We start from the raw sequence: 21,460 nt of genomic DNA on the forward strand, positions 1-21,460 counted from the left end.
CCGCTACTACAATCATTACCGCATCAAAAGCAAGTTAAAAGGGCTGAGTCCTGTTCAATACAGAACCCAGCCCTCAAGGCCTTAACCGGCTTACATGACCGTCCAACTTTACGGGGTCAGTTCACGATGGACGGCCTTTTTATTCGGCGGAGAGTCTCTGCGAAGGCGCGTCGGTCTATTGAACCGCGACCTGCAGCTCGGCGGTATGCGCCTTCACCGCCGCCAATACGATCTCGCTCAGCTCCGAGCCACCCTCCTGCTCCACATACTCCAGCAAGGCGCGCCGCATGCGCGGCTCCCAGAAACGCTTGATGTGCGTAGCCAGGTCTTTTTCCGCCTGCGCGCGATCGGGCATGGTGGAAAAGAAAGTGCCGATCTGGTTGGCCATCTTGATGAGGTGCGGAACGTTCATGATGTGGTCTCGATTCTGTTAAGTATTACCGTCAGATCAGGCGGTGCGGTCCGGCATACACCACGTGCCCTTGCCGCCGCACGAAACCGATCAGCGTCACATCGGTCTCTTTCGCCAGGCGAATCGCCAGTGCGGTCGGCGCCGAAATCGCGGCGATGAAGCCGATGCCGACGGTCGCTGCCTTTTGCACCATTTCATAACTGGCGCGGCTGGTGATGATCACGGCGCCGGCTGAAAAATCCTGCTTGTCCTCAGCCAATGCGCCGATCAGTTTGTCGAGCGCATTGTGGCGGCCGACGTCTTCACGCACCAGCGTGATCTTGCCGTCGTGGCCCATCCATGCCGCCGCGTGGGTAGCGCCGGTCTGCTGCTGCAATTCCTGCTGCGCCTGCATCGCATCCAGCGCCGCATGCAATGTGTCGGCCGAAAACTGCAGCGCGTCGGCTTGCACCGCGGCCGGATGGCGCACCGCCTGCTCCAGCGTCTCGGCCCCACACAAGCCGCAGCCGGTGCGGCCGGTCAGGTTGCGACGCTTTTCCTTCAGCGCGACGAAGCGCTCTGTGGCCACGTTCATTTGCACCTGGATGCCTTCGGCGCCCTGCACGATCTCGCAATCGTAGAGCTCGCCCGGGTTGGCCAGGATGCCTTCGGTCAATGAAAATCCCAGCGCGAAGTCTTCCAGGTCGGCCGGCGTCGCCATCATCACGGCGTGCGAAATGCCGTTGTACTCCAGCGCGATCGGCACTTCTTCGGCCACCACGTCGGTGACCACTTCGCGTTGGCCGTCGCGCCACTTCTCCACCTCAACCTTGGCCGCGGTGGAGAACTCAGTGGAGATATCATCGGGCGACGGGATGGGACATGCATTCATTGACTGCTTCTTTCTTCATTTCATTGTTTGGTTATTTCGTGACCAGAGGCTCCTGAGAAACCTTCTCGCCTTTCAGCAAACCGAGCTGCTCACGGTTGAACTGTTCGTAATGCTGCTGCCATTCGGACGGCTGCGACACCGGCATGACCTGCACCGCCGTCACCTTGTACTCGGGGCAATTGGTGGCCCAGTCCGAGTTGTCGGTGGTGATCACGTTGGCGCCCGACTCGGGGAAGTGGAACGTGGTGTAGACCACGCCCGGCTGCACCCGCTCGGTCACGGTCGCACGCAACACCGTCTGCCCGGCACGCGATTCAATGCCGACCCAATCGCCTTCGCGCACGCCGCGGTCTTCGGCGTCGTGCGGATGGATTTCCAGACGGTCTTCATCGTGCCATTGCGAATTCTCGGTGCGGCGCGTCTGCGCGCCGACGTTGTATTGCGACAGGATGCGGCCGGTGGTCAGAATCAGCGGATAACGCTGCGTCACCTTCTCGTCGGTGGCGAAATATTGCGTGTTGAGGAACTTGCCCTTGCCGCGGATGAAGCTGCCGATGTGCATGATCGGCGTGCCTTCCGGCGCCGCATCGTTGCACGGCCACTGGATGCTGCCGAGGCGCTCCAGTTTGTCGTAGCTGACGCCGTGGAAACTCGGCGTCAGGGCCGCGATTTCATCCATGATTTCCGATGGATGATTGTACGGCATCGGGTAGCCGAGCGCTTCGGCCAGCGCCACCGTGACTTCCCAGTCGGACTTGCCGGACTTCGACGGCATCACCTTGCGCACGCGCGAGATGCGGCGCTCGGCATTGGTGAAGGTGCCGTCCTTTTCGAGGAAGGACGAACCCGGCAGGAACACGTGCGCATACTTGGCGGTCTCGTTGAGGAACAAGTCCTGGATCACGATGCACTCCATCTCTTGCAAGGCGGCCGCGACGTGCTGGGTGTTCGGATCGGACTGGACGATGTCCTCGCCTTCGCAATACAGACCCTTGAAGCTGCCATCCATCGCCGCATCAAACATGTTGGGAATGCGCAAACCCGGCTCCGGATTGAGCGTCACGCCCCAGGCCTGCTCAAACATCGAGCGCACGGTCGAATCCGAGATGTGGCGATAGCCCGGCAGCTCATGCGGGAACGAGCCCATGTCGCAGGAACCCTGGACGTTGTTCTGGCCGCGCAGCGGATTGACGCCGACGCCTTCGCGGCCGACGTTGCCGGTGGCCATCGCCAGGTTGGCGATGCCGATCACCATGGTCGAGCCCTGCGCATGTTCGGTCACGCCCAGGCCGTAATAGATCGCGCCGTTGCCGCTGGTGGCGAACAGACGCGCAGCGCCGCGCAGTTCTTCGGCCGGCACGCCGCAGATGGCGGACAAGGCTTCCGGTGAATTGTCCTCACGCAGCACGAACTCTTTCCACTGCTCGTAGGATTGGACATCGCAACGTTCGCGAATGTATTCCTCGCTTTGCAGATTTTCGGACATGATCACGTGCGCCAGCGCAGTGATCACGGCGACATTGGTGCCCGGACGCAATTTGAGGTGGTAATCGGCCTGGATGTGCGCCGACTTGACCATTTCCGTCGTGCGTGGATCGATCACGATCAGCTTGGCGCCCTGGCGCAGGCGGCGTTTCATCTGCGAAGCGAACACCGGATGCGCCGACGCCGGGTTGGCGCCGATGATCATGATGACGTCGGACTTCATCACCGAATCGAAGGTCTGAGTCCCGGCCGATTCGCCCAAGGTCTGCTTGAGACCATAGCCGGTCGGCGAATGGCAGACACGCGCGCAGGTGTCGACGTTGTTGTTGCCGAAGGCGGCACGCACCAGCTTTTGCACCAGATAGGTTTCTTCGTTGGTGCAGCGCGAGGACGTGATGCCGCCGATGGAATCCTTGCCATGCTTGGCCTGGATGCGGCGGAATTCGCTGGCGGCATACGTCAGCGCTTCTTCCCACGACACTTCGCGCCATGGATCGGTGATCTTGCTGCGGATCATCGGCTTGGTGATGCGGTCCTTGTGGGTCGCGTAACCCCAGGCGAAACGCCCCTTGACGCAGGAGTGGCCGTGATTGGCCTTGCCGTCCTTGTACGGCACCATGCGCACCACTTCGTTGCCCTTCATCTCGGCCTTGAACGCGCAACCGACGCCACAATAGGCACAGGTGGTGACCTTGCTGTGCTCGGCCTGGCCCATCATGATCACGGTCTTCTCGGTCAGCGTTGCGGTCGGACAAGCCTGCACGCAGGCGCCGCAAGAGACGCATTCGGATTCCATGAAGGTATCCATCTGCCCGGCCGTGACACGCGATTCGAAACCGCGGCCGCTGATGGTCAGTGCGAAGGTGCCTTGCGTCTCTTCACAGGCGCGCACGCAGCGGTTGCAGACGATGCATTTGGACGGATCGTAGGTGAAGTAGGGATTCGATTCGTCCTTCTTCATCTCGAGGTGATTCTCGCCTTCGTAGCCGTAGCGCACTTCGCGCAGGCCGACCGTGCCGGCCATGTCCTGCAGTTCGCAATTGCCGTTGGTCGGGCAGGTCAGACAATCGAGCGGATGGTCGGAAATGTACAGCTCCATCACGCCGCGCCGGATGTCGGCCAGCTTGGGCGTCTGCGTCTGCACCTTCATGCCGGGTTCGCAGGGGGTGGTGCAGGAAGCCGGATAGCCCTTCATCTTGCGACCATCCTTGCCTTCGATCTCGACCAGGCACAGGCGACAGGAGCCGAACGGTTCCAGGCTGTCGGTGGCGCACAGTTTGGGCACGTTGATGCCCGCCTCCACCGCCGCGCGCATGACCGAGGTGCCGGCCGGCACGGTGACGTTGACGCCGTCGATTTCCAGGGTGACTTCGGTCTCGGAGACACGCGCCGGCGTGCCGTAATCTGTTTCGTTGAGCTGGTTCATGGCAACAACTCCTTGCTGAATACGTGGAACAGGTTTGGCTCAGGCGGCTTTTTCAGCCGGCGAACCAAAGTCTTCGGGAAAATGATTCAACGCCGACAGCACCGGGTACGGCGTCAGGCCGCCCATGGCGCACAGCGAACCGTTGAGCATGGTGTCGCACAGGTCGCGCAGCAGGTGGATCTGCTGGGGACGATTGTCATTGGCGATGATCTTGTCGATCACCTCGACGCCGCGTGTCGAGCCGATGCGGCATGGCGTGCATTTTCCGCAAGATTCGATGGCGCAGAACTCCATTGCATAGCGCGCCTGCTGCGCCATGTCGACACCATCATCGAACACCACCATGCCGCCGTGGCCGACCATCGCGCCGATAGCGGCGAAGGCTTCGTAATCCAGCGGCGTGTCGAGCTGTTGCTGCGGCATGTAGGCGCCGAGCGGGCCGCCCACCTGCACCGCGCGGATCGGCCGGCCGCTGAGCGTACCGCCGCCGAAGTCGTCCAGCAGCTGGCGCAGAGTCAGGCCGAAAGCTTTTTCGACCAGGCCGCCGTACTTGACGTTGCCCGCCAGCTGGAACGGCAAGGTGCCGTGCGAACGGCCGACGCCGTAATTCTTGTAAAACGCCGCGCCGCGCGCCAGCACGATCGGCACCGTCGCCAGCGAAATCACGTTGTTGATCACGGTCGGCTTGCCGAACAGGCCTTCCAGCGCCGGCAGCGGCGGTTTGGCGCGCACCACGCCGCGCTTGCCTTCGAGGCTTTCGAGCAGCGCGGTTTCTTCGCCGCAGATGTAGGCGCCGGCGCCCATGCGCACTTCCAGGCGGAACGCCTTTCCCGAGCCGAGCACGTTGTCGCCCAGATAGCCATTCTGATTTGCGGCAGCTATCGCTTCATTGAGCGCGGCGATGGCGTGCGGATATTCGGAGCGCACGTAGATGTAGCCTTGCGTCGCGCCGACGGCCAGACCGGCAATCGTCATGCCCTCGATCAGCACGAAGGGATCGTCTTCCATCACCATGCGATCCGAGAAGGTGCCGGAATCGCCTTCGTCGGCATTGCAGACGATGTACTTTTGCGCGGCCTTTGCAGCGGCCACCGTCTTCCACTTGATGCCGGTCGGGAACGCCGCGCCGCCGCGTCCGCGCAGGCCGGAATCCAGTACTTCCTGCACGATGGCTTCGCTGCTCATGCCGACGGCGCGCTTGAGTCCGGCATAGCCTTCATGCGCCAGGTAGTCGTCCAGCGACACCGGATCAGTGATACCGACGCGCGCAAAGGTCAGGCGCTCCTGTTTTTTCAGATAGGGAATTTCTTCGGTCAGGCCTTGCGCCAGCGGATGCTCAAATGCATCCGTCGCGTCCTCCAGGAAACCGGCGTCGAACAGACCCGCAACATCGGCCGGATCGACCGGGCCATAGGCGACGCGGCCTTGCTCGGTCTCGACCTCAACCAGCGGCTCCAGCCAGAACATGCCGCGCGAACCGTTGCGCACAATGTTCACCTCGACGCCGCGCTGTTCAGCTTCGCGCAGAACTGCCGCCGCCACCTCATTGGCGCCCAATGCAATCGCCGCGGAGTCGCGCGGCACATAAACGTTGATGCTCGTATTCATGCTCACGTTGCACCTCGCTTGGCTTGCAGCAGCCGGTCGAGTTTGTCGGCGCCGACGCGCGCATGCAGCTCGCCGTCGACCACCACGTTCGGACCACAAGCGCACAGCCCCAGGCAATACACCGGCTCAAGGGTGAACTGGCCGTCAGCGGTGGTTTCATGGAAAGCGCAGCCGAGCGCTTTCTCGGCGTGCTTCGCCAGCGCTTCGGAGCCGACCGACTGGCAGGCTTCCGCACGGCACACCTGCACCACGTGCTTGCCGGCCGGTTGCTGGCGGAAATGGTGGTAGAAGGAAATCACACCGTGCACTTCGGCGCGCGATACGTTGAGCGCGTCGGCGATCATCGGCACCGCATCGCCCGGCACGAAGCCGACCGCATCCTGGATGCCGTGCAAAATCGGCAGCATGGCGCCGGGCATGTGCCGGCGCGCGGCGATGACGTCTCTGACCGCACCGACGTCGAATGGCTGTTGTCTGTTCATGGTTTCGTCTCCTGCTGAACTACTGTCCGGTCCCGGTATGTATTTTTATCTTGCCGGGCCGTGGAAAAACACGTCTAGTCGCGCCGCCTGATCCTTGCCGGAACCGGACGACGACGTTGTTGTTGCGATGCTGTTTTATGCGCTGCAGACAACAAGCCGGCGGCGACGAATACGGCGACCCCTGCCGGCGCGAACGGCGCGGCAAAGCTCAGAAATGTGGGAAAGAAAATAATGCAGAACGCAACCGCAAGGACTGCAGCGGCGCCAACGAAGCTGGCGATCACAAACCCGGGCGCTACGCTGAAGAGCGTTGCGGCACGCGATCGGATCGGCGAATGATCAAACGATTTCATGTTCTCCCTGCCTGTCAATGATGCATCGGGTTGGTACAGAACACTACGGTGGTGAAGCCGGCTGCCGCAAAGTATTTCCCCTCGCGGCAGCCTTGTTTCTTGTTACTTGTCGACTACGTCACGCTCAATTACTTGAACAGCACCGCCGTCTTTTGCAACGTCAGCGAAATCCCCCAGATCAGCGGGATGCCGACTGCCAGCCATGCTGCACCGATCAGTGCAGGATTGCCGCCACGGCCGACCAGCGCCATGTCTGCCGACGACAGCGTCGCGGTGTTGTCGGAGGATGATTTTTCGTGCGCCAGTTGCTTTTCACGAGCCAGTTCTTCCGGCGTCATGAAATGCTTCGCAGCGACCGGACGAACCAGCAGGTTGCAGATCAGGCCAAGCACCAACATGCCTGCCAGGATATACATCGTGGTGTTGTACACCTGGTCGCGCGGCATGCCGAGCGACAACTGATACTCACGCATGTAGTTCACCACGACCGGGCCGAGGATGCCGGCGGTAGCCCATGCAGTCAGCAGGCGACCGTGGATCGCACCGACCATCTGGGTACCGAACAAGTCAGCCAGGTACGCAGGCACCGTTGCAAAACCGCCGCCGTACATCGACAGGATGATGCAGACTGCACCGACGAACAGCGCGATGCTGCCGGCCTTGGCCGACCACGGCAGGCTCACGTACAGGATGAAGCCGAGCACGAAGAAGATCACGTACGTCATCTTGCGGCCGAAGAAGTCGGAGCACGACGCCCACACGAAACGACCACCGATGTTGAACAGGCTGATCAGACCGGTGAAGCCCGCCGCAATCGCCGCAATCGCTGCCTTTTGCTCAAGCGACAGATCGCTGAAGCCGACGTTGACACCCAGCAGATGGCCGCCGAAGACTTCCTGCAGCATTGGCGACGAGATGCCGATGACGCCGATACCGGCCGACACGTTCAGGCACAGCACCAGCCACACCAGCCAGAACTGGGGGATGCCCCAGACCTTGCTCACGTGCACGTGGTTTTGCGTGATCATGGTGTTGTTGGTCGTCGCGGGAGGCGTCCAGCCGGCCGGCTTCCAGCCGCTAGGCGGAACGCGGTAGCCCAGTGCGCCAGCCATCATGAAGATGAAATAGATCACGGCCATGGCGACGAAGGTTTCCCACACGCCGACCGAGGTCGGTGTGGCGAAGTGCTTCATCAGCTTGTCGGCCAAGGGGCTGCCGACCAGCGCGCCGCCGCCGAAGCCCATGATCGCCATGCCGGTCGCCATGCCGCGACGGTCCGGGAACCATTTGATCAGGGTCGACACCGGCGAGATATAGCCGAGACCAAGGCCGATGCCGCCGATCACCCCGGAGCCGAGCCACATGAGCCAGATCTGGTGGGTGTAGACGCCGAAGGCGGAAATCAGCAAGCCGCCGCACCAGCACAGCGCGGAGACCACGCCGGCCTTGCGCGGACCTGCGCGCTCGAGCCAGCCGCCCCAGATCGCGGCGGAAATGCCGAGCAGGACGAAGAACATCGTATACATCCAGCCCAGCATGGAAATCTTCCAGTCGCAGGTGGTGGAGAATACTTGTGCGAAAAAGCCGGTATCCGGCGCACAGGCGATCGACTCTTTAATGCCGAGCGCCTTGGACAGCGGCAGCCAGAATACGGAGAAACCGTATGCCATGCCAATACACAGATGAATTGCCAATGCGGCAGGCGGTACCAGCCAGCGGTTGAAACCGGGCTTGGCGATGGTGTGTTCCTTTTGCAGGAAATCAAAGGCCATTATTCCCTCCTCTTTGATGTTGTGGGGCGGCAATTATATGCAAGTCGAATGAATTCGGCTATTTATGCAAAAATATGCCTATAGTTTTTCTGAACTACGCGTACTGTCGCGAAGGTATCATTGAAATTCTACCGACTCAATATGCTATTTTTTTCATATATATGTACAAAGTCAGCATCAAACCACACTGGGAAATCGGCCACGGCGATGACTCCCCGCTCGACACCACGGAACTGCTTGCGCTATTGACGGCAGTCCAGCAAACCGGCTCCATCGCCAAGGGGGCGCTGCAATTGCGGCAATCGTACCGGCACGCCTGGGGCCTGTTGCGCACGTCGGAGCAGTTGTTCGGCCATAGCCTGATCGAGAGCGGACGCGGACGCGGCACCACGCTGACGCCCTTCGCCAGCAAACTGCTCTGGGCCGACCGCATGGTCAGCGCGCGGCTGTCACCGACGCTCGACAGCCTGGCGTCGGAACTGGAAATCGAATTGGGCAAGACCGTCGAAGGCAAATCCAAGACCGTGCGCCTGAACGCCAGCCACGGTTTCGCCGTGGCCGCACTGCTCAAGCAGTTCAACCAGGCCAAGCTGCCGGTGGAAGTGCGCTATCGCCATAGCACCGACGCCGTAGCCGCGCTGTCGCGCCAGGAATGCGACCTGGCCGGCTTTCATGTGCCGCTGGGAGAATTTGAAAAACCGGCCATCGCCACCTACGCCAAATGGCTCAACAAGCGCAGCGATTGCCTGATCCACCTGGCCGTGCGCAGCCAGGGCCTGTTCGTCGCCACCGGTAATCCCAAGAATATCCACGGCCTGGCCGACCTGACCCGCAGCGACCTGCGCTTCGTCAACCGCGAAGCAGGCTCGGGCACGCGCATGCTGCTGGAACTGATGCTGGCCGGACAAGGGATTTCACACAAGAAGATCAACGGTTTCGAGAACACCGAATTTACCCACTCGGCGGTGGCGGCCTTCATCGCCAGCGGCATGGCTGACGTCGGCTTCGGCGTACAGACGGCGTCGCATCGCTTCGGACTGGACTTCATCCCGCTGGTGCGCGAGCGCTATTTCTTTGCATTGCCGACGGCGTCGCTGAACGACCCTCTCGTCCAAGCGGTGGTCGACATCCTGCAGTCGCCGACCTTCCGCGCCGTGGTCGACGACCTGGCCGGCTACGAGAGCGCCGACACCGGCAAGATACAGAGTGTGCAGGAGGCTTTTCCCTGAGCTTCGCAGCGATGCTCAGCGCGCATGCACGGCGTGCACATTCAGGTTCTTTTGCAGGAAGCGCACGCACTCTCTGACCTTGGCGGAATTCTTCAGTTGCAACGGATACACCGCGCACAGATCGGCTTCCTGGAAGTACGCCGGCAACACCCGCACCAGGCTGCCGTCTTTCAGACTTGCGGCGACATCCCAGATCGAACGCAGGATCACGCCGTGGCCGTCGATGGCCCATTGGTGGATGATTTCACCGTGGTTCGAGGCCAGCCCGCCGGCCACCTTGACCGTCTCGGCACCGTTCGGCCCCATCATGCGCCAGATGCCGAACGACTGATTGCGCTCGCGGATCACCAGGCATTGATGCCGGGTCAGGTCCGACAGAGTCTGCGGCGCGCCATGACGACTGAGGTAATCGGGACTGGCGCACAGCACGCGCTGGCTGGCGATGATGCGCTTGGCGAACAGGTGCGGCTCATGCACCGGACCGACCCGGATGTCGAGATCGAAGCCTTCGTTGATCATGTCGACCTGGCGATCAAACAATTCCAGCTGGATGCGCAGCGCCGGATGCAGTCGCGCGAACGCGGACAGCAGCGGCGACACGTATTTGCGGCCCAGCGCAAAGCTGGTGCTGATCTTCAGCAGCCCGCGCGGCACCTGCTTGGCGCTGCTCACGGTTTCCAGCATCTGGTCGACGTCGTCGAGGATGCGGCGCGCCCATTCATGCACGTTGCTGCCCTCTTCGGTCATCACCACGCTGCGTGTGGTGCGATGGAACAGCCGCACGCCCAGGGCAGCCTCAAGCAGCGCGATGCGCTTGCTGATGTAGGCCGGCGACGCCCCCATCTCCTTGGCCGATTCGGCAAAACTGCTCTTGCGCGCCACCACGCAGAACAAACGCAGGTCTTCCAGCAGCGGTGGGGCGATGGTTTGATTGTTCACGATTTGTGTTTTATGAAGTAACCGATCTGTGAATTATAGCGAGACCGCAGGCCGTTATGATTTCCGTCTTTATAGGAGAACGCAGCATGACCAAACACAAGGTAGCCGTCATCGCCGGCGACGGCATCGGCCAGGAAGTGATCCCCGAAGGCTTGCGCGCGGTCGACGCCGCCGCGAAGAAATTCGGCATCGAGATCGAGTACACCCATTTCGACTGGGCCCACTGCGGCTATTACGCCGAACACGGCAAGATGATGCCGGACGACTGGTTCGATCAGTTGAAGGGATTCGAAGCGATCTTCTTCGGCGCGGTCGGCTGGCCCGCCACGGTGCCCGACCACGTGTCGTTGTGGGGTTCGCTGCTGAAGTTCCGCCGCGACTTCGACCTGTACGTCAACCTGCGCCCGGTGCGCCTGATGCCCGGCGTGCCCTGCCCGCTGGCCGGCCGCAAACCCGGCGACATCGATTTCTACGTGGTGCGCGAAAACACCGAAGGCGAATATTCGTCCATCGGCGGCCGCATGTATGAAGGCACCGATCGCGAAATCGTGATCCAGGAATCGGTATTCACGCGCCATGGCGTCGACCGCATCCTCAAGTTCGCCTACGACCTGGCGCAGAGCCGTCCGAAGAAACACCTGACCTCGGCCACCAAGTCCAACGGCATCGCCATCACCATGCCGTACTGGGACGAGCGCGTCGAAGCGATGGGCAAGAACTACGGCGACGTCAAGACCGACAAATACCACATCGACATCCTGACCGCGCATTTCGTGCTGAATCCGCAGCGTTTCGACGTGGTGGTCGCGCCCAACCTGTTCGGCGACATCCTGTCCGATCTGGGTCCAGCCTGCGCCGGCACCATCGGCATTGCGCCGTCGGCCAACCTCAATCCGGACCGCAAGCTGCCGTCGCTGTTCGAGCCGGTGCACGGTTCGGCGCCTGACATCGCCGGGAAGAACATCGCCAACCCGGTCGCCACGATCTGGTCAGGCGCGATGATGCTGGACTTCCTTGGCAACGGTAACCCGAAGTACAAGCAAGCCCACGACGCCATCCTGGCCGCGATCGAAAAAGTGCTGGTGGATGGACCGAAGACGCCTGACCTCGGCGGCAGCGGCGACACCACGTCGGTGGGCAAGGCGATTGCTGCGGCGATCTGATGCAGTAACGCTAGCAAAACGTCCGGATGCGGATCGCGCTCGACAGAAGCGCGACCGCCTCACCCAAACGGATGCCATCCCAGACAGGAGGAGACACCATGCAACACTGGAAAGCCATCGTCGCAACCGCGGCCATCACCTTGTGCAGCGCCACGACACAAGCGCAGGCACAAACCGCGCAGCAACCGATCGTCATCAAATTCAGCCATGTCGTCGCGGCCAACACGTCCAAGGGCAAGACTGCAGACTATTTCAAGAAGATCGTCGAGGAGCGCACCGGCGGCCGCGTCAAGGTCGAGGTCTATCCCAACAGCCAGCTCTACAAGGACAAGGAAGAACTGGAAGCGCTGCAGATGGGCTCGGTGCAGATGCTGGCGCCGACCTTCGGCAAATTCGGCCCGATGGGTGTGCGCGAGTTCGAAGTATTCGACCTGCCCTACTTGTTCGACAACATGGCCCAGGCACAGAAGGTGACGCAGGGGCCGATCGGCCACGCGCTGCTGAAGAAGCTCGACGCCAAGGGCCTGACCGGACTGGCGATGTGGGACAGCGGCTTCCTTGACTGGACCTCCAACAAGCCGATCCAGAAACCGTCCGACATCAAAGGGATGAAGATCCGCATCCAGTCATCCAAGGTGATCGACGCGCGCACCCGCGTGGTCGGCGCGCTGCCGCAGGTGATGCCATGGTCGGAGATTTACCAGGGCTTGCAGACCGGCGTGGTCGACGGCCAGGAGAACCCGCCCTCCATCGTCAGCACCGCCAAGCTGTTTGAAGTGCAAAAGTTCATGACAATCTCGGAACACGGCTATCACGGCTATGTGTTCATCGCCAACAAGCGCTTCTGGGATTCGCTGCCGGCCGATCTCAAGCCGGTCATGGACAAGGCGGTCAAGGACGCCACCGAGTATTTCAACAGCAACGCCAAGAAGGAAAACGACGATGCGCTGGAAGATATCCGCAAAACCGGCAAGATGAAAATCCTGACCATGACGCCGGAAGAAAAGAACGAATGGAAAGCCATCCAGTACAAGGTCCATCGCGAGATGGAAGACCGCATCGGCAAGGACCTGATCCAATCGATCTACAAGGAAATCGGGCGCGGACCGGACGGCAAATAAAATAGAAAATACGCAGGATGCAAGCATCGCGAAGCCGGCGTTTCCTGCGAGGAATGCCGGCTTTTTTGCGTCTGTGACAATTTCGGAATTACAGCGGCCTCATGCCGTGTTAGGATTTGCGCCGTAAAATGACCAGACGTCCACCAGCAAAATTCATGAAGATTCGACTCGCGCACTACATCGCCGCAGGCAGCGCTTATACGCTGCTGTGGTCAGTGACGCTGCTGATCATGCTGGAAGACGACGTGGCCATGCTGGCGTTCATGCTGTCATGATGCGCATGAACACCCCACTCTCACCGAACGGGACAAGATGAAATTTGCAGTGCTGGCATTGTTGCTGGTGTCGAACCAGGTATTTGCCGCGCAATGGTCGTTGCTCGGCGACAACGACCTTGGCACCTTCTTTGTCGACAAGTCCAGCATCGAGCGCGGACGCAGCATTCTGCAGGCCAACGTCCTGCTCAACTGGACCAAGCCGCAAGTGCTGCAGGGTCACGGCAAGTATTACGCGTCGGAAGTATCCATCGCCTACATCGATTGCGACGACAAACGCATCGGTTTCGGCAGCCGTACCATGTACGCCAAGGCGGATGCCCAGGGCGGCGCGCTGTTTTCCCCTTACCTCTCCTACGGTGACACCCGATTGCAGGACGCCGTGCCAGGCTCGACCGGCGCACAAATGATCAAGATCATCTGCGGTCTCAAGTAGTCCGCACCTTTCCCCGGTTACACTTTCATCGGCAGGATCACCATCTGCAGGCCGTCAAAATGCAGACGGCGCTGGATCGCCAGCGCGGCCTGGTTGTGCAGCAGGCGGATGAACCAGTTGTCCTGTTCGAAAATCAGCTTGCTGGTGAAGAAAATCGCATTCGGATATTCCCTGCTGATGTCGAAGCACAGCTTGGTCACTTCCTGCACGGCGTCGGTGCCGAAGCCCAGGTAGGACGACGACGCCATGCCGTGGCTGCGGCAAAAATCCACGAAGAACTGCAGCGTCGCATTGGCTTCGGCGCGCATCTGCTCGACCGCGCCCTCACCGCCGTAGGCGTGCGAATCGACCGTGCGCGCATTGACGAAGATGAAGTTCTTGAAATGCCCCGGGAACATGCGTTGCACCCACAGCAAGGCATGCAGGCCGCCGCCGCGCGAGGTGCCGACGATGAACACGGCGGTCTGGTTGACCGGGTCCGGCGCGATCGTGTCGATGTTGGGGCCGAACGGCTGGCTGGAAAAAATCTGATCGACCGAGCGGATCGCTTCTTTCGTCTCGCGGTAGTGATTACGGATGTAGATGCACAGCGCTGCAATGCCTGCGATGATCACGGCCGTGGCCCAGCCACCGGCGAACATCTTTTCGTACAGCAGCACCGACAGGATCGAAGCGCAAATCACGAAGCCGATCAGCGACAACAGGAAGCGCCGCTTCCAATGCGCCAACTGACGACGCTGACGCCACCAGTAACGACACAAGCCGAACAATGAAATGGCAAAGGTCAGGAATACCGAAATTGAATACAGCACGATCAGCAGCGTCACGCTGCCCTGGGTCCAGAACAGGATCGCCAGCGCAGCAATGCCCATCACCAGGATGCCGTTCTGCGTGACCAGCCGCGTCGACAGGTAGCGAAATTTATGCGGCACCCAGGAATCGGCCGCCATGTTGGACAACACCGCCGGCCCGCCCAGGAAACCGGTATTGGCGGCCACGAACAGCAAGCCGGCCTCGAACGCCAGCACCACTGCCAGCAGCAGGTCATTGAGCCACTGGTTGCCGGTGCCCATGCTGTCGATGATCAGGCGGAAGGTGGTGGCGTTGAGGGTTTCACCATCAACGTGGCGCGCATCCCACAACAGATACAGCAGGAAGATGCCGCCGGCCGTGAACGCCAGCGACAAGGCCATGTACAACATGGTCATCTTGCCGGTGCGTACGCGCGGCTCGGCCAGCATGTTGACGTTGTTGGAAACTGCCTCCAGCCCGGTGTAGGTACCGCCGCCTTGCGAATACGCCAGCAGCAGCATGCTCGCCACGCCGGCCCAGCCGATTTGCTGGGTCAGCTTGCCGGTGTCGGCCAGCGTGGTAGGCACCAGGGCCGGCAAGTATTCCGCATGCACGAAAATGCCGTAGACGATCAGCACCAGATGGGTGGCGACGAAACCGAGAAACACCGGCAGCAGGAAACGGATCGCTTCCTTGAGCCCGCGCAGGTTGAGCACGATCAGCATGCCGACGAAGAAGGCCTCGGCCCACAACTTGTAGTCCTGGAAACCCAGCGGCAGCAGCGACGCCAGCGCGTCAACACCGGAGGCGACCGAAATGGCGATGGTCAGCACGTAATCGAGGATCAGCGCCACGCCCGAAACCAGGCCGAGATAAGGACCGACCAGCTTGGTGGCGACGCGGTAACCGCCGCCGCCGGTGGGGAATAATTCAATGACCTGGTTATAAGCCAGCGCAATGATGAACACTGTCAGTGCGGTCGCCAGCGCCAGGTACAGGCCCAGGTGGGTATGCTCGCCGAGCGCCCGAAAACTCTCTTCCGGGCCGTACGCCGAGGACGACAAACCGTCCGCCCCCAATCCCACCCATGCCAGAAAAGCCACCAGGGCCAGCGAGTGGCGCGTCTCGCTCTTGAGGGGATCCAACGCCTTGCCCAACAAAATTTCTCGAATCTTCAACATACGATGTGTGCCAGATACTGATCAGCATTTTTTCCGTTCAAGCGGCGATGATACCCCTTTGTACTGCGGTGCGGCATCAGAACGCATGTCAGAACGTCAATGAAGGTATTGCCCGGTCGTCCAAAATGGGTCATAATCGCGGTCTTGCGTTGCCGGGATGGCGGAATAGGTAGACGCACGGGACTCAAAATCCCGCGGTGGTGACACCGTGCCGGTTCGATTCCGGCTCCCGGCACCAGTAGTGCGGCAGCATGTGGTTGGCAATACGGAAACAAACGGCGGTGCGCAGAGAACAAAGCGCCGGCGAACAAAACAGGTAGGAACGATCATTCGTCCCTGCCTTTTTTTTGGCCTGAATATTCGTCTAAAAATCGAATTACTCGCAAGGCTTTTATCGTAATATTTGCTTTACTTTTTTTGACGTTCAACAAGCCTGCTCTCGTTATCACATTAACAAAAAATGCGAGGGGATCGCGGCGATTATCAACTCTGTCCTGGCCCGGCCACGATATTGAAATAAAGATAACGTCAGCGAAGAGAGCATGGTCAATCGATAGCATCGAATAGAAATATGCGTTTTGGGGATGTCAGTTTTTCTGTCGCATCGCATACGGCTTGGGCGCCCGGTCTGGACACCGCCGCCGCCTGGCTGGAGTGGGCTCACGGCCGTGCGCAGACAAATACTGCGGCTGCCGACCCCAAAGTCGCGAAAATGCCTCCGATGCTGCGCCGTCGCGCCAGCGTCACCGGCAAGATGGCGCTCGAAACCGCCTATGCCTGCCTGCCCGAACAAGCAGCCACAACGGATCTCCCGGTAATTTTCGCCTCGCGTCACGGCGAATGCGCCCGCTCGGTCGAGTTGCTGCAAGAATTGGCGCAGCATGCGCCGCTGTCGCCGACCTCATTCAGTCTTTCCGTACACAATGCCAACGGCGGGCTGTGGTCGATTGCACGCGGCGATCGCAGCAACAACATCGCTATCGCAGCAGGATCAAGCACCGTCGAACATGCGCTGATCGAAGCCTGCGGCCTGCTCGCCGACGGCGCCGGGCAAGTCTTGCTGGTAATGGCTGACAATCCGCCGCCGGAAATCTTCTCCGCCTACGGCGATTGCGCCGAACAGGGATTTGCCTGGGCCTGGTTGCTGCAGGCCGATGACAAGGCGCAAGCGCAAGCCCATGCCGGCGAACGATTTTCACTGTCCTGGACTGCCGCCGACGCCAATGCCTCAAGCGCAGCGCAATCCGACGACGCCTTGCCGGGCGGACTCGATATCCTGCGCTTCTTCCTGCGGCGCGACGCCGAACTGACACGCGCCGCCGACGGCCGCCGCTGGCGCTGGAGTCGTCATGCTTGACCGGTCGGGCAAGCCGACGACCGTCCGGGCGATACAGCAATCGCTCAAACGGCTGAACAGTTTGCTCAACAAATACTGGCGCGTAGGTGGTACAGCGATCAGCTTCACCGCCTTCGGTGTCGGCGGCCTCGTGCTGCGCCTCATGGTCTTCCCCCTGCTCAATCTGATCGTGCGCAACGAACAGTCGCGCACCGTCTGGGCGCGCCGCATCATCCGCCTGACTTTCCGCGCATTCGTCGAACTGATGAGCGCGCTGGGCGTGCTCAGCTACCGCATTTCCGGTCGCGAGCGGCTGCAGCGCAGCGGCCTGCTGATCCTGGCCAATCATCCCAGCCTGATCGATACCGTCTTGCTGATGGCCTTCGTCAAACAGGCCGACTGCATCGTCAAGAGCGCCCTGTGGCGCAACCCCTTTACCCGCGGCCCGGTGCGCGCGGCCGGTTACATCAGCAATGCCCACGGACCGGAACTGGTGGCCGATTGCATCAGCTCGATGCGCAACGGCGGCAACCTGATCATTTTCCCCGAAGGAACACGCACCCCCGCAGACGGCAACATGTCCTTCAAACGTGGCGCCGCCAACGTCGCCGTACGCGGCGCGTGCGCCATTACGCCGGTGATCATCCGTTGTACGCCGGCGACGCTCGGCAAAGGTAACAAATGGTGGAAAGTGCCGGCAACCATGGCACACTTCGAGATCGAGATTCAGCAGGATATCGATATCCGCGATATCCCCGGGGTGACCGGCGACGCCGGCAACCCTACCCTTGCCGCGCGCCAGCTTACGTATTACCTGCAAAACTATTTCATGAAAGAAAGCTAGGCCATGCCAAGTCTTGACCTTGACCAGGAAATCAAAGAACTCATCATCGACGTTCTGCAACTGGAAGACCTCCGTCCGTCCGACATCGACGCCGCCGCACCCTTGTTCGGCGATGGCCTCGGACTGGATTCGATCGATGCGCTGGAGCTCGGCGTCGCCCTGCAAAAACGCTATGGCGTCGTCCTCTCCGCGAACTCGGAAGAAACCCGCAAGCACTTCGCATCGGTGCAATCGCTTGCCGCCCTCATTGCCAGCCATCGCCAACAATAAACGAATCATCATGACTACCTTAGCGCCCTCCATGACCAAGGACCAGATCACCGTCTGGATCGTCGACATGCTGCACGAGATGTTCGAGCTCGACAAAGCGAAGATCACGCCGCAATCCAATCTGTATTCCGATCTCGACATCGACAGCATCGACGCCGTCGACATCGTGGTCAAACTGAACCAGATGACAGGCAAGCGGATACAGCCCGACGTGTTTCGCACCGTGCGCACGGTGCAGGATGTGGTCGACGTGCTGGCAACGCTGCTGCAGGCGGACAACGTGAACAAGGTTGATGAAAAGGCCTGAAATGGCCCAGGTCCTGACCACGCTGGTCATCCTGGTCTACCCGCTGCTGGTCTGGTACGCCCACGGCAGGATCGAACCGCGCCAGCTCGCGCTGGTGCTGCTGGGCGTCGCCGCGCTGCGCCTGCTGACCTTCAGGATGGGCCAGCGCTATCGCTGGATGAGCCTGGCTGCACTGTTGCTGGCGGCGCCGGCGCTGTTCTGGAACGCGCTGCTGCCGCTCAAGCTATATCCGGTCGCCATCAGCATCGGCATGCTGGCCCTGTTCGGCGCCAGTCTGCTGCGCCCGCCATCGATCATCGAACGCATTGCACGCATCCAGGATCCCGATCTGCCGGCCTTCGCCATCGCTTATACACGCCGCGTGACCCAGGTCTGGTGCCTGTTCTTCGCGCTCAATGGCTGCATCGCGTTCGCCACGGCGGTGTGGGCATCGGAAGCAATCTGGTCGCTGTATACAGGTCTCATTTCGTATGTGCTCATGGGCGCGTTGTTCGCCGGCGAATACCTGGTCCGGCTCTATGTCAGGCGTCAACACCATGCCTGATTTCATCGATGTGACGGCGTTGCCGCCGGCCGCACGCGCAGACAGCGATGTGATCGGCTGGCGCGGCGACGACGCCGTGACGCACACCCGATTCACCCTTGAGACCGAGGGATGGCGACAACAGCTGCTGCGCCATCCCGGTACGCGTTTCGCGCTCTACCTGCAGGACACCATCGCCTTTGCCGCCGCGTTGTTCGGCGCATGGCAAGCGGGGAAAACCATCTATCTGCCCAGCGACACGCTGGCCGAAACCTGCAAGGCGCTGACGCTGGAAGTCGACGGCTTCATCGGCGACTTTGACGCAGCATTGCAACCACTACAGCCGCTGCCGGCCGTCGACAAGGCTCAGTCGCCGCAACGCCTCGACGCCGACGCTCCGGCCCTGGTGGTCTACACCTCAGGCAGCACCGGCACGGCGCAGGCCATCCCGAAAAAATTGTCGCAACTGTCCACTGAAGTCGCCACGCTGGAAGCGCTGTTCGGCGCCCGGGCAGGCTCGGCCGACATCGTCTCCACGGTCTCTCATCAGCATATCTACGGCTTGCTGTTCAAGGTCTTGTGGCCGCTCGCGGCCGGCCGCGCGATCCATGCGCGCAGCGCGTTCTTCCCGGAAGACCTGGCCGCGATCGTGCCGCAGCGTCCCTGGCTGCTGCTGTCAAGCCCGGCACACCTGAAACGTCTGCCCGACAGTCCGGTGCAGCCGGACGTCTCCCGGTTGCAAGCGATATTCTCTTCCGGCGGACCGCTGCTGCCCGACGTGGCGGTAGCAACCCGGCAACTGCTCGGCCATCGCCCGATTGAAATCTACGGCAGTTCGGAAACCGGCGGCATCGCCTGGCGCCAACCGCAAGAGCTCGCCGGCGCTGCCCGCGACGACAGCTGGCAGCCGATGCCGAGGGTCGAGGTGCGACTCAACAGCGAACACGATTGCCTCGAAGTGCGCTCGCCGCATTTGCCGGACGACCAATGGCTGCGCATGGCGGACCGCGTCGAGTTCAGCAGCGGGCAAAAACCCGCGCAGAATTTTTACCTGCGCGGCCGAGCCGACCGCATCGTCAAGCTCGAAGAAAAGCGCATCTCGCTGGACCAGATCGAGCGACTGCTGCTGACCTCGCCGCTGGCGGCCGAAGCGCGCGTGCTGGTGCATCAGGAACCGTCGTCGTTGTCGTCATCGTCGTCATCGTTGTCGTTGTCCTCGCGACGTGAACGCATCGCCGCGTTCGTGGTGCCGACTGCGGCCGGACGTGCAGTGCTCGAACAACAAGGCAAGCTGGCGCTCAACACGCAGTTGCGCACGGTCCTGGCCGGCGCCATCGAAAGCGTGGCCCTGCCGAGGCTGTGGCGCTACCTCGACGCCCTGCCCGCCAATACGCAGGGCAAAACCACCGTGGCGGCGCTGACGGCATTGCTTGAACAAGCTTCCGCTCCAATTTCGAAGAAGCGCCCGCTATGGCCCGAACAAACCGTCCTGCAACGCGATGATCGCAGCGTTACCCTGCAATTGCGCGTGCCGCCGGACCTGCTGTATTTCGACGGACATTTCCCCGCGACACCGATCCTGCCCGGGGTAGTCCAGGTCGACTGGGCGCTGGCGCTGGGACAGCAGTATTTCGATTTGCCCGCACATTTTCGCACCCTGCAGGCGCTCAAGTTCCAGCGCGTCGTCACGCCCGGCGCGACGCTGACACTGGAGCTCGAAAACGATACGCAGAAAAACGCCCTGGCGTTCCGCCTGCATTCAGCCAACGGCCAGCATGCCAGCGGCCGCATTCTGTTCGGCGAGGCGGCATGAAAACCGGTGTCGTGATCCCCGTCTACAACCATGAGCGCGCGATCCCCGATGTACTGGCGGCGGTGCTGGCGCATGGACTTTCGCACGGACTCCATTGTGTGCTGGTCGACGACGGCAGCAACGCTGTCTGTGCCGCCGTACTGGACCGGCTGGCCGACAAGCATCCACAGGATGTCACGCTGCTGCGCCATGCAACCAATCGCGGCAAGGGCGGCGCCGTCCTCACCGGCTTGCATTACCTGGCACAACACGGCTACAGCCATGCACTGCAGATCGATGCCGACGGCCAGCACGACGCGGCCGATATCGCCCAGTTCATCGCGCTGTCCGCACGCGATCCGCAGGCCGTCGTCAGCGGCTGTCCGATCTACGACGACAGCGTGCCAAAGGGGCGACTGTATGCGCGCTACCTGACCCACGTATGGGTCTGGATCAATACGCTGTCCTTCGACATCCGCGATTCGATGTGCGGCTTCCGCCTGTATCCGCTGGCGGCGGTCACGGCATTGACGTCGGTGCAAAAGATCGGCAGCCGCATGGACTTCGACACTGAAATCCTGGTGCGCCTGCACTGGCGCGGCGTGCGCGTGATCAACCTGCCCACGCGCGTGCGCTACCCGAGCGACGGCGTGTCGCATTTCAAACTGTGGCTCGACAACGTGCTGATTTCACGCATGCACACCGTACTGTTCTTCGGCATGCTGTGGCGCTTGCCGCTGTTGTTGGCGCGCAAGCTGCGGAGGAAAACCGCTTGAGCGAGACGCTGAAACCCGAAGCCGGAACCGAATCCGGCCGCCACTGGGCGCACATCAACGAGGTCAG

21 protein-coding genes and 1 tRNA gene are annotated in these 21,460 nt (G+C 61.3%); 13 read left to right on the plus strand and 9 right to left on the minus strand.

Annotation, left to right across the window (positions count from 1 at the left end):
• Window positions 1-85: IS3 family transposase (locus E4P32_RS13435; RefSeq protein ID WP_135008724.1), on the plus strand; the 85-nt coding region annotated here is incomplete at its 5' end.
• A gap of 90 nt (window positions 86-175) precedes the next feature.
• On the opposite strand, the gene E4P32_RS13440 is transcribed toward E4P32_RS13435, so the two are convergent.
• From E4P32_RS13440 to E4P32_RS13470, 7 genes are all read right to left on the minus strand, one after another.
• Window positions 176-412, minus strand: coding sequence for a formate dehydrogenase subunit delta (locus tag E4P32_RS13440; RefSeq protein WP_116435289.1), 237 nt, complete (start codon window positions 410-412; stop codon window positions 176-178).
• 31 nt (window positions 413-443) lie between these two features.
• The gene (fdhD, locus tag E4P32_RS13445; RefSeq protein ID WP_116435288.1) at window positions 444-1,283 is read right to left on the minus strand and encodes a formate dehydrogenase accessory sulfurtransferase FdhD; all 840 of its coding nucleotides are present in this window, start codon (window positions 1,281-1,283) and stop codon (window positions 444-446) included.
• 31 nt (window positions 1,284-1,314) lie between these two features.
• On the minus strand, window positions 1,315-4,194 hold the full coding sequence (gene fdhF / locus E4P32_RS13450; RefSeq protein WP_116435287.1) for a formate dehydrogenase subunit alpha: 2,880 nt from the start codon (window positions 4,192-4,194) through the stop codon (window positions 1,315-1,317).
• Between the two features lie 39 nt (window positions 4,195-4,233).
• A complete protein-coding gene (locus tag E4P32_RS13455) occupies window positions 4,234-5,802 on the minus strand; it encodes an NADH-quinone oxidoreductase subunit NuoF (protein ID WP_116435286.1) in 1,569 nt (522 codons plus the stop codon).
• 2 nt (window positions 5,803-5,804) lie between these two features.
• Window positions 5,805-6,284 carry a formate dehydrogenase subunit gamma gene (locus E4P32_RS13460; protein WP_116435285.1) on the minus strand — a complete coding sequence of 160 codons (480 nt, stop codon included), beginning with the start codon at window positions 6,282-6,284 and terminating at the stop codon, window positions 5,805-5,807.
• A 74-nt stretch (window positions 6,285-6,358) separates the two neighbouring features.
• Window positions 6,359-6,637, minus strand: coding sequence for a hypothetical protein (locus E4P32_RS13465; protein WP_135008745.1), 279 nt, complete (start codon window positions 6,635-6,637; stop codon window positions 6,359-6,361).
• A 128-nt stretch (window positions 6,638-6,765) separates the two neighbouring features.
• Window positions 6,766-8,409, minus strand: a complete 1,644-nt coding sequence (locus E4P32_RS13470) for an OFA family MFS transporter (RefSeq protein ID WP_116435284.1) — start codon at window positions 8,407-8,409, stop codon at window positions 6,766-6,768.
• Between the two features lie 161 nt (window positions 8,410-8,570).
• Here E4P32_RS13470 and E4P32_RS13475 point away from each other — a divergent pair, with 161 nt between their 5' ends.
• Window positions 8,571-9,638, plus strand: coding sequence for a substrate-binding domain-containing protein (locus E4P32_RS13475; RefSeq protein ID WP_116435283.1), 1,068 nt, complete (start codon window positions 8,571-8,573; stop codon window positions 9,636-9,638).
• Window positions 9,639-9,653: 15 nt separating this feature from the next.
• Here E4P32_RS13475 and E4P32_RS13480 read toward each other — a convergent pair whose 3' ends face one another.
• Window positions 9,654-10,577 (minus strand): LysR family transcriptional regulator, encoded by a 924-nt coding sequence (locus E4P32_RS13480; RefSeq protein WP_233526694.1) that lies wholly within the window; start codon window positions 10,575-10,577, stop codon window positions 9,654-9,656.
• An 86-nt stretch (window positions 10,578-10,663) separates the two neighbouring features.
• On the opposite strand from E4P32_RS13480, the gene E4P32_RS13485 reads away from it, so the two are divergent.
• The 3 genes from E4P32_RS13485 to E4P32_RS13495 all read left to right on the plus strand — a co-directional run bounded on the left by E4P32_RS13485 (window position 10,664) and on the right by E4P32_RS13495 (window position 13,572).
• The gene (locus E4P32_RS13485; protein WP_116435282.1) at window positions 10,664-11,740 is read left to right on the plus strand and encodes a tartrate dehydrogenase; all 1,077 of its coding nucleotides are present in this window, start codon (window positions 10,664-10,666) and stop codon (window positions 11,738-11,740) included.
• Between the two features lie 98 nt (window positions 11,741-11,838).
• Window positions 11,839-12,861, plus strand: a complete 1,023-nt coding sequence (locus tag E4P32_RS13490) for a DctP family TRAP transporter solute-binding subunit (RefSeq protein WP_199525656.1) — start codon at window positions 11,839-11,841, stop codon at window positions 12,859-12,861.
• A 312-nt stretch (window positions 12,862-13,173) separates the two neighbouring features.
• A complete protein-coding gene (locus E4P32_RS13495; protein WP_116435281.1) occupies window positions 13,174-13,572 on the plus strand; it encodes a surface-adhesin E family protein in 399 nt (132 codons plus the stop codon).
• Between the two features lie 17 nt (window positions 13,573-13,589).
• On the opposite strand, the gene E4P32_RS13500 is transcribed toward E4P32_RS13495, so the two are convergent.
• On the minus strand, window positions 13,590-15,545 hold the full coding sequence (locus E4P32_RS13500) for an APC family permease (protein WP_116435280.1): 1,956 nt from the start codon (window positions 15,543-15,545) through the stop codon (window positions 13,590-13,592).
• A 151-nt stretch (window positions 15,546-15,696) separates the two neighbouring features.
• Here E4P32_RS13500 and E4P32_RS13505 point away from each other — a divergent pair.
• The 8 genes from E4P32_RS13505 (at window position 15,697) to E4P32_RS13540 (ending at window position 21,393) form a co-directional block, all read left to right on the plus strand.
• Window positions 15,697-15,783 (plus strand) — tRNA-Leu (locus E4P32_RS13505).
• 333 nt (window positions 15,784-16,116) lie between these two features.
• Window positions 16,117-16,902: a beta-ketoacyl synthase chain length factor gene (locus E4P32_RS13510; protein ID WP_116435279.1), complete on the plus strand. Its 786-nt coding sequence runs from the start codon at window positions 16,117-16,119 to the stop codon at window positions 16,900-16,902.
• Window positions 16,895-17,725 carry a lysophospholipid acyltransferase family protein gene (locus tag E4P32_RS13515; RefSeq protein WP_116435278.1) on the plus strand — a complete coding sequence of 277 codons (831 nt, stop codon included), beginning with the start codon at window positions 16,895-16,897 and terminating at the stop codon, window positions 17,723-17,725. Before E4P32_RS13510 ends, E4P32_RS13515 begins: the two co-directional genes overlap by 8 nt.
• A 3-nt stretch (window positions 17,726-17,728) precedes the next feature.
• Complete coding sequence (locus tag E4P32_RS13520; RefSeq protein ID WP_116435277.1) at window positions 17,729-17,995, plus strand: phosphopantetheine-binding protein; 267 nt, start codon at window positions 17,729-17,731, stop codon at window positions 17,993-17,995.
• A gap of 10 nt (window positions 17,996-18,005) precedes the next feature.
• Complete coding sequence (locus E4P32_RS13525) at window positions 18,006-18,302, plus strand: acyl carrier protein (RefSeq protein ID WP_116435276.1); 297 nt, start codon at window positions 18,006-18,008, stop codon at window positions 18,300-18,302.
• Window positions 18,289-18,846, plus strand: a complete 558-nt coding sequence (locus E4P32_RS13530; protein ID WP_116435275.1) for a hypothetical protein — start codon at window positions 18,289-18,291, stop codon at window positions 18,844-18,846. Before E4P32_RS13525 ends, E4P32_RS13530 begins: the two co-directional genes overlap by 14 nt.
• Window positions 18,839-20,638, plus strand: a complete 1,800-nt coding sequence (locus E4P32_RS13535; protein ID WP_116435356.1) for an AMP-binding protein — start codon at window positions 18,839-18,841, stop codon at window positions 20,636-20,638. Before E4P32_RS13530 ends, E4P32_RS13535 begins: the two co-directional genes overlap by 8 nt.
• On the plus strand, window positions 20,635-21,393 hold the full coding sequence (locus E4P32_RS13540) for a glycosyltransferase family 2 protein (RefSeq protein WP_116435274.1): 759 nt from the start codon (window positions 20,635-20,637) through the stop codon (window positions 21,391-21,393). The genes E4P32_RS13535 and E4P32_RS13540 overlap by 4 nt, the downstream gene beginning before the upstream one ends.
• Window positions 21,394-21,460 lie beyond the last annotated feature (67 nt).

The sequence above is a fragment of the Herbaspirillum sp. 3R11 genome, from assembly GCF_004563925.1.
In the GTDB taxonomy this organism is placed as follows: domain Bacteria; phylum Pseudomonadota; class Gammaproteobacteria; order Burkholderiales; family Burkholderiaceae_D; genus Herbaspirillum.

Excerpts from the sequence above, each read along its gene's own strand:
- E4P32_RS13525 (WP_116435276.1), top strand. The coding sequence starts at position 18,006 with ATGACTACCTTAGCGCCCTCCATGACCAAGGACCAGATCACCGTCTGG.
- fdhD (WP_116435288.1), bottom strand. The coding sequence starts at position 1,283 with ATGAATGCATGTCCCATCCCGTCGCCCGATGATATCTCCACTGAGTTC.
- fdhF (WP_116435287.1), bottom strand. The coding sequence starts at position 4,194 with ATGAACCAGCTCAACGAAACAGATTACGGCACGCCGGCGCGTGTCTCC.
- E4P32_RS13530 (WP_116435275.1), top strand. The coding sequence starts at position 18,289 with ATGAAAAGGCCTGAAATGGCCCAGGTCCTGACCACGCTGGTCATCCTG.
- E4P32_RS13440 (WP_116435289.1), bottom strand. The coding sequence starts at position 412 with ATGAACGTTCCGCACCTCATCAAGATGGCCAACCAGATCGGCACTTTC.
- E4P32_RS13495 (WP_116435281.1), top strand. The coding sequence starts at position 13,174 with ATGAAATTTGCAGTGCTGGCATTGTTGCTGGTGTCGAACCAGGTATTT.
- E4P32_RS13465 (WP_135008745.1), bottom strand. The coding sequence starts at position 6,637 with ATGAAATCGTTTGATCATTCGCCGATCCGATCGCGTGCCGCAACGCTC.
- E4P32_RS13475 (WP_116435283.1), top strand. The coding sequence starts at position 8,571 with ATGTACAAAGTCAGCATCAAACCACACTGGGAAATCGGCCACGGCGAT.
- E4P32_RS13455 (WP_116435286.1), bottom strand. The coding sequence starts at position 5,802 with ATGAATACGAGCATCAACGTTTATGTGCCGCGCGACTCCGCGGCGATT.
- E4P32_RS13460 (WP_116435285.1), bottom strand. The coding sequence starts at position 6,284 with ATGAACAGACAACAGCCATTCGACGTCGGTGCGGTCAGAGACGTCATC.
- E4P32_RS13470 (WP_116435284.1), bottom strand. The coding sequence starts at position 8,409 with ATGGCCTTTGATTTCCTGCAAAAGGAACACACCATCGCCAAGCCCGGT.
- E4P32_RS13490 (WP_199525656.1), top strand. The coding sequence starts at position 11,839 with ATGCAACACTGGAAAGCCATCGTCGCAACCGCGGCCATCACCTTGTGC.
- E4P32_RS13515 (WP_116435278.1), top strand. The coding sequence starts at position 16,895 with ATGCTTGACCGGTCGGGCAAGCCGACGACCGTCCGGGCGATACAGCAA.
- E4P32_RS13520 (WP_116435277.1), top strand. The coding sequence starts at position 17,729 with ATGCCAAGTCTTGACCTTGACCAGGAAATCAAAGAACTCATCATCGAC.
- E4P32_RS13540 (WP_116435274.1), top strand. The coding sequence starts at position 20,635 with ATGAAAACCGGTGTCGTGATCCCCGTCTACAACCATGAGCGCGCGATC.
- E4P32_RS13535 (WP_116435356.1), top strand. The coding sequence starts at position 18,839 with ATGCCTGATTTCATCGATGTGACGGCGTTGCCGCCGGCCGCACGCGCA.
- E4P32_RS13485 (WP_116435282.1), top strand. The coding sequence starts at position 10,664 with ATGACCAAACACAAGGTAGCCGTCATCGCCGGCGACGGCATCGGCCAG.
- E4P32_RS13500 (WP_116435280.1), bottom strand. The coding sequence starts at position 15,545 with ATGTTGAAGATTCGAGAAATTTTGTTGGGCAAGGCGTTGGATCCCCTC.
- E4P32_RS13510 (WP_116435279.1), top strand. The coding sequence starts at position 16,117 with ATGCGTTTTGGGGATGTCAGTTTTTCTGTCGCATCGCATACGGCTTGG.